A 5,845-nucleotide genomic window follows, 5' to 3' on the forward strand; every position below is an offset into this window, starting at 1 on the left:
AATGAGAGGGGAAGAGATCGGGCAAAAGACGCTCGACCAGGAACGTCATGCAATCCAGGCAATGATGCAGCACCTCACCCACAAGCTCGATGTTAAAGCCCACCTACCTAGCGTCAAATCTGACTACCAGCAAATACTGACCTCTCGCAGCTACACCACGCAACAAGTGGCAATGGTGGCCGAAGCACAACGCGATATGAATTCACTCTCGACACAAATCGCCCATGCCGCGGGGTTACGTGGTCACGAACTGCTGACACTGAGACGCATCGAGGAACGAGATCCAAGTTCACGCCCTGCACTGGCCGAAAAGTTCCAAGGCCGTGAGGGAGAGCGTTACACCGTCAAAGGTAAGGGCGGTTTAGTCCGTGAGGTTTGCATTCCTAAGCACCTAGCTCAACAACTGGAAGCAAGACGGCTCGAATCCCCCATCAAAGTCACAGATAGAACGGTTCACTATGCACAGCACTATGACATCAATGGCGGTAAAAAGTGGTCTTCCTCATTCACGCTGGCTTCAAATCGCGCCCTTGGTTGGTCTACTGGCGCTCATGGTTTACGTCATAGCTACGCCCAAGAACGTATGCACGAACTGCAAAGCGCAGGCATGAACCGCAACCTTGCGCTTGAAGTTGTCTCTCAGGAAATGGGGCACTTTAGGCCAGAAATTACGGAGACTTATTTACGATGAAATGCCCTAACTGTGATCAACATATCGAAATTGAGGACTGGCAAGAACCTGAGCCGTTTCCTTGCGAGGAATGCGGGGAGTTGCTTTGCCTAATAACCGATGAAAGCACCTACCGAGGCGCTACTGATACTCGTTTGATTATTTGGGATGGTGAAGAATGAACTGGCGCATATCCTTGTTTTTACTGCTTCTCGCAGCACTTGGGACAGGTTACTGGTGGTTAGATGGTGTCATGGCCACTCAAGCATGGGCTGTGGCCACTGATGAAAAATGGCGTATTGCCGGAACAGGTTGGGAAACGCTGAAACACGCATGGCCGGTTGCGGTTGCAGGCACACTCATCGGTGGAGGGATCGTTTTTGTGTTTATGGGCTACTTGTACATGACCGCAACTGATGCCGATCACGAAAATGAAATAGCCCGTATAAACACCCATAAAGCTCTCTCAGACGAAAACGCAGCGCAGGCTCAAATCCGTGCGGATAAATCCATAAAAGCCGACAGGGAAGCGCTGAGAGCGCAAGAAAGGCAACTAGAGGAGCGAGAAGAACGCTTAAAACGCCTTGAAACCGAAGCGGTTAAACGCGTTCAGTTAGCTGAGGAACGAGCAAACGAGGCTCAAAAACAAGTTGAACAAGCCAACCTCACCGCCAACGATGCAGAGAGGCGCAGACAGAATGCAACTGCCGCAGCAGCACGCAGAAAACGCCAAGCGGAACGTCTAAAACAGGAAGCAACAAATGAAACCAACGCAGATCAAAACTAAGCAGATTCAATACAATGGCGAGAATGGCTATTTCTTAACGAACGATGAGGCAAACCGACTGTTTGAGATTGTACGCTCTGCCGAAGAACGTACAAACGAAGCCGAGAAAGCTGCACACAAGGCCAAAACCAAGCAGGAAAGGGCCTCAAACGCATTCAGAAGGATTAAATCGAAAGGATCTCAATCTGAGTCGGCTTAAACTCAAAATGCTCTCCAGAGGCCATACAGCGATTTATTTGATAATCGGTCATTGCCTCATCGAGATCATCCGATACCCCGCATAGAACATCTTGCCGTTTATAAAGCTCGTGGCCGTATGTGTGAAAATCCGCTCGGTCACAGACACACCAAACCGCCCCATAGCGGTCATCAATCAATTTGAATCCAATTACGTCCATTTATTTTTTCTCATCCATTCGTGATGCTATCCAGTACAGGGCAAACAAGGCCAGTATTGTAATGCCTAAACCGGATAGCCAAATCGTTAAAGTCATGCTCACTCCTACGCTCACTGTGGACAACGGTGGACGGGCAAGCCGCCCACACGTTGACACACAGTCGCTATTTCAGATCACAGGTTAACCAACTATGCGCTCCGCGCTCAATAAGTTTTATTTTTTTAAGTGGAATGGGAGTCAAGTGACCGTGGAATACCGAGGAAGCGTAGCGACTGAGGATATGCCGCGAAAGCACTTGATACCCATGAAACGACCAAGCCTTTAGCTCAGGAGTTAGGCAAGAAAGGGAGCTTGCGACCGTTGGCCTAGCTCCCGAGCCCTCGGCGGCAAGAGCGGGGTGTCCAGAGGGGCAGCGCCCCTTTGGGCCTAGCGCAGCGATAATCACTTTCTCGCCCTTGGGCGAGGCATTCTTGGGGTATGCCGGAGCGAGCGCAGCGAGGGGAAGGGCCGGCAGGGGCAACGCCCCTAAGAGGGGTTAGCACTCTGAAAATTTTTTCAAAAAAAGTTATTAAATTTTTACCCACAGGGTAAAAATCAATTATCCATAAAAAAAAGCCATAAAATGCGGCTTGTAGCCATGTTTTTAAGGTTATCCACTGTTTTTTTTCTTTGTAAATAAAAGATCTTTCTTGTTTGTAAAGATCTCTTGTTTATAGGTGTTTTACAGCCCTTTGTTTTAAAGGTGTGCAGCGTTTTAAGGTGTACGGATTGATGGTTGATAAGAGCTTTAAGGTGTACGGATTGATGGTTCTTATGGTGTACGGATTGATGGTAATATCCACAAATAGGTGTACATGACAATATTCATTGCCACCAACTTCCTAATGGTGTACATTTAAAATAAAAAATACACCGTACCGCCGGAGTTATTATTTTTAGAGGGTTACAAGCCTACGGTGTACGGATTGATGGTTCTTGTTTTTATGTATATGTGTAGGGGTTGATGGTGGTGTTTTATGAATAACTTAACGGTAACAAAATCCAATAATTTGCTAGATGCGAGTTATAGATTAAATGCCCAAGCACAAAAATTTTTACTTTGCTGTATAGCAAAGGTTAACCCTGAAGATCGACCTAGAAAAACCATGACTATCACAGCAAGCCAATTTGCAGAGTTAATGGGTATAGACCTAAAAATAGCTTACAGAGACTTATATGATGCGGCTGATTCTCTCTTTAATTCTTCTATAATTCTAAAAGAGGACAATGAAGATATTGAGCTTGTATGGATACAGAAAAAGGCTAAAAAAATCAAAGGTGAAGGTCAGGTTACAATCACTTGGTCTGATGATGTTTTAAAATATTTAACCCAACTAAGCTCTAAATTCAAATCATATCAATTACGCCAGATAGCTAACTTGGATTCAGCTCACGCTATACGCCTTTATGAAATACTTATTAGATTTGAAGATACTGGTTGGCGAGAAATGCGAGTAGAAGATTTTAAAATAGCAATGGGAGTCACTGGTAAATACATTCAATATAAAGAGTTAAATAGACGAGTGTTATCACCAGCAATAAAACAAATTAATAAGCACAGTAATTTAACTGTAACTCTAACCCCTAAAAAAAGAGGTCTAAAAATATATAAGTTAAGATTTGATTTTACTGTAGATGATCAAATGGAGTTACCATTAAATGACTAAACTCACCAGAGATGATGTTTACAACTCAGGAGGCCGTGTATATGAAATTGAAAATTTCAAAGATGGTTACAGAGTGAAAGTTACCGACAAGGATGGGGTTGTTCATTACTTGCCTGAAAATTGTGATATTGATTTTTATGATACAAAAGAGTGGGCTGCAAATATGATGATGAATATTGCATCCGTTGTTTCATGTTCGGTGATGACCATTTTACCTAACGATCTTAATACTGATGAGTGGTATTCACGTATACAAGTAAGAGGTCCTTTGAAAAGATGAGAGGATTTACGGTTTCAATTTTCATTCAATGCTCTGAAAGGTTCAGAGTATTTTTTTATGCAAAAATCAACAGTTCCTTCACCTTGAGAGACAAGAAACATAACGGCTCCAACACAGTCCTTAATATCAACATCGTTTATTTCTAATTCATCACTGAGAAAATTAAGATAACGCTCTACTTCCAAGTAAAGTTCAGATCTATCCAAACCATTTTCTTTGCAAAAGTACAACGCAGATAAACGTAAATATTTATAGTTGTATTTGGCAATGTAATTACCGTCAGGATTGTAAGGGTAAATACGCCCGTTCATCTACTAAGCCGCGCCCAATAATTTCAGTTTCTCTTGAGCGACTTCAACATAGGCATTCTCTAGCGCCTCTCTCATATCCCCGTCAGGAATATCAACTCCATTTGCTATGATATTTCTCAGTTGCTCTATTGTTGCGCCTTCTAAAGCGCCTTCAACGTATTTTGTAATATTCATCTAAACTCTTTTCCCTGCATCTTTGTAAGCTTCTGATTTATCTCTTTTACCTATGGCAACAACAAGAATTGACACTTTTTCATCCTGTACTTGATATATCAGGCGGTACCCAGCTTGGCGAAGCTTTATTTTGTAACAGTCTGGCAATTCTCTTAGGCGGTTCGCTTCAACTCTCGGTTGCTTTAAAACTTCTGCCAGTTTCTTTTTAAACTGCTCTCTTACCGTCGCTCCGAGCTTGTGCCATTCTTTGAGCGCACGGGGATCAAATTCTAACTCATAGGTCATCTAGCGAGACCTTCACCCCAGTTTTCTGCTCCGCCAAACGGGCTTTTGCAACAGCAATCAATGCTTCATCTTCACTGGTTAACAACACAGATTTAAACGGCAAGGCTTCTCTTTGCGCCACATACTCCAACGTCTGTCTTAATAACTCAGACGGGGTTACACCAAGTTTCTCTAATGCAGCAAAGGAACGTGTCTTTAATTCATCATCGACTCGAATATTAATCGTACCCATAACACACCTGTAATTACAATCGTATTTACACCAATTGTAACTCACCTATGCTAAATCGCAAGGGCTATTATCCGATAAGGCTTGTTTTCGAGCAGTCGCCAAAACCATTTTAAGCCCCCATTGGACATCAGAAGCATGGTGTCCAATGGGGGCTTTTTGGGTCTGTGCAGACCCTCATAGACTCTGGGCTAAACTCGCTTTGCTCGCAGACCCCAGAGTCTCTGAGGGTTTTGGCATTTGGCGCAATATTTGAAAAGCTATCACTTTTCAAATATACTGAACCTGAAACTATAGAGTAGTGCCTTTAGCACTCCTGCTACACCGGATACAGGTGAAACGATCCGAGACCGCCTAGCGGTATCTGAAACCCAACAGCCCAAATAGGAGATTAATCTGATGCGATACAGCCCAAAACGCCACCTAGCCAGTGCAAAGGCCAGTGACTCATCCCACTTTAAACACGATGCGGTATAGGCTAAATAGGTCTGAACCTTCGCTCCTTAAGCGTAAATCAGGCTAACAGGCATTCAGTTGTCGCTGTCGTTCCTAAGAACGATTGTAAAATTACTTACAGCAAGGTTTTTTATGTCTGAATTCGATGCAGATGCAGAAGTGGCGCGCCTTAAAGCGCACACCAAAGCGAGACGGAAACGTAATTATTCACGCCGCATTTCCAAACTGGACAAGTACAAGGGCGAGATTATGAGTATGCACCGCGCTGGCGCGTCAGGTGCAGAGTTGCAACGGTGGCTGAAAGAAAAGCGGATCAGCTGCGCTTTGACTACGGTTCTTAGGTACGTACAACGGAATGGGTAAGTTTGCAAAGGCTGAGACTCAGGCCGCTTCCGTCATCAATGCACTACAGCGCTCAGGTGCCATTCAATCTCTCCGTACCGCAGATAATTACCGTCAGGCACTGACGCAAGTTTGCCGCTTTGTGAAAAGCGAGCGCCTAGGTTCTCTACGTGATTTAACGCCAGAGCAAGCGATTTCATACCTTGA

The 5,845-nt window shown here is 44.2% G+C and carries 11 protein-coding genes and 1 pseudogene; 8 read left to right on the top strand and 4 right to left on the bottom strand.

The annotated features are described in order from the left end of the window. From ACTRWE_RS18655 to ACTRWE_RS18680, 6 genes are all read left to right on the top strand, one after another. Positions 1–691 (top strand): site-specific integrase (locus ACTRWE_RS18655; RefSeq protein ID WP_462880473.1); only part of this gene is annotated, 691 nt, incomplete at its 5' end. Continuing rightward, on the top strand, positions 688–852 hold the full coding sequence (locus tag ACTRWE_RS18660) for a hypothetical protein (RefSeq protein WP_462880474.1): 165 nt from the start codon (positions 688–690) through the stop codon (positions 850–852). The genes ACTRWE_RS18655 and ACTRWE_RS18660, both read left to right, overlap by 4 nt. Further along, a complete protein-coding gene (locus ACTRWE_RS18665) occupies positions 849–1,457 on the top strand; it encodes a hypothetical protein (protein WP_462880475.1) in 609 nt (202 codons plus the stop codon). Before ACTRWE_RS18660 ends, ACTRWE_RS18665 begins: the two co-directional genes overlap by 4 nt. Next, complete coding sequence (locus ACTRWE_RS18670; RefSeq protein ID WP_462880476.1) at positions 1,432–1,656, top strand: hypothetical protein; 225 nt, start codon at positions 1,432–1,434, stop codon at positions 1,654–1,656. Before ACTRWE_RS18665 ends, ACTRWE_RS18670 begins: the two co-directional genes overlap by 26 nt. 1,215 nt (positions 1,657–2,871) lie before the next feature. After that, the gene (locus ACTRWE_RS18675; RefSeq protein ID WP_462880477.1) at positions 2,872–3,561 is read left to right on the top strand and encodes a replication initiation protein; all 690 of its coding nucleotides are present in this window, start codon (positions 2,872–2,874) and stop codon (positions 3,559–3,561) included. Next, entirely contained in the window at positions 3,554–3,841 is a 288-nt protein-coding gene (locus ACTRWE_RS18680; RefSeq protein ID WP_462880478.1) for a hypothetical protein, read from the top strand. The genes ACTRWE_RS18675 and ACTRWE_RS18680 overlap by 8 nt, the downstream gene beginning before the upstream one ends. A gap of 14 nt (positions 3,842–3,855) precedes the next feature. On the opposite strand, the gene ACTRWE_RS18685 is transcribed toward ACTRWE_RS18680, so the two are convergent. Genes ACTRWE_RS18685 through ACTRWE_RS18700 form a run of 4 tightly spaced genes read right to left on the bottom strand, consistent with a single transcriptional unit; the run spans position 3,856 to position 4,843 of the window. After that, a complete protein-coding gene (locus ACTRWE_RS18685) occupies positions 3,856–4,152 on the bottom strand; it encodes a hypothetical protein (RefSeq protein ID WP_462880479.1) in 297 nt (98 codons plus the stop codon). A 3-nt stretch (positions 4,153–4,155) separates the two neighbouring features. Beyond that, the gene (locus ACTRWE_RS18690; RefSeq protein ID WP_462880480.1) at positions 4,156–4,326 is read right to left on the bottom strand and encodes a hypothetical protein; all 171 of its coding nucleotides are present in this window, start codon (positions 4,324–4,326) and stop codon (positions 4,156–4,158) included. After that, positions 4,327–4,611, bottom strand: coding sequence for a type II toxin-antitoxin system RelE family toxin (locus ACTRWE_RS18695; protein WP_462880481.1), 285 nt, complete (start codon positions 4,609–4,611; stop codon positions 4,327–4,329). Further along, positions 4,601–4,843, bottom strand: coding sequence for a type II toxin-antitoxin system RelB/DinJ family antitoxin (locus ACTRWE_RS18700; protein ID WP_462880482.1), 243 nt, complete (start codon positions 4,841–4,843; stop codon positions 4,601–4,603). The genes ACTRWE_RS18695 and ACTRWE_RS18700 overlap by 11 nt, the downstream gene beginning before the upstream one ends. Positions 4,844–5,428: 585 nt before the next feature. Here ACTRWE_RS18700 and ACTRWE_RS18705 point away from each other — a divergent pair. After that, complete coding sequence (locus ACTRWE_RS18705) at positions 5,429–5,659, top strand: hypothetical protein (protein WP_462880483.1); 231 nt, start codon at positions 5,429–5,431, stop codon at positions 5,657–5,659. Then, positions 5,652–5,845, top strand: a pseudogene (locus tag ACTRWE_RS18710) (site-specific integrase); the annotation flags it as partial. The gene ACTRWE_RS18705 and the pseudogene ACTRWE_RS18710, both read left to right, overlap by 8 nt.

It is taken from the genome of Pseudoalteromonas sp. G5_S1_54_S4 (genome assembly GCF_054968565.1).

Bases quoted from the DNA above. Each gene is read 5' to 3' on its own strand.
- ACTRWE_RS18685 (WP_462880479.1), bottom strand. From the start codon at position 4,152: ATGAACGGGCGTATTTACCCTTACAATCCTGACGGTAATTACATTGCC.
- ACTRWE_RS18680 (WP_462880478.1), top strand. From the start codon at position 3,554: ATGACTAAACTCACCAGAGATGATGTTTACAACTCAGGAGGCCGTGTA.
- ACTRWE_RS18665 (WP_462880475.1), top strand. From the start codon at position 849: ATGAACTGGCGCATATCCTTGTTTTTACTGCTTCTCGCAGCACTTGGG.
- ACTRWE_RS18700 (WP_462880482.1), bottom strand. From the start codon at position 4,843: ATGGGTACGATTAATATTCGAGTCGATGATGAATTAAAGACACGTTCC.
- ACTRWE_RS18675 (WP_462880477.1), top strand. From the start codon at position 2,872: ATGAATAACTTAACGGTAACAAAATCCAATAATTTGCTAGATGCGAGT.
- ACTRWE_RS18705 (WP_462880483.1), top strand. From the start codon at position 5,429: ATGTCTGAATTCGATGCAGATGCAGAAGTGGCGCGCCTTAAAGCGCAC.
- ACTRWE_RS18695 (WP_462880481.1), bottom strand. From the start codon at position 4,611: ATGACCTATGAGTTAGAATTTGATCCCCGTGCGCTCAAAGAATGGCAC.
- ACTRWE_RS18690 (WP_462880480.1), bottom strand. From the start codon at position 4,326: ATGAATATTACAAAATACGTTGAAGGCGCTTTAGAAGGCGCAACAATA.
- ACTRWE_RS18670 (WP_462880476.1), top strand. From the start codon at position 1,432: ATGAAACCAACGCAGATCAAAACTAAGCAGATTCAATACAATGGCGAG.
- ACTRWE_RS18660 (WP_462880474.1), top strand. From the start codon at position 688: ATGAAATGCCCTAACTGTGATCAACATATCGAAATTGAGGACTGGCAA.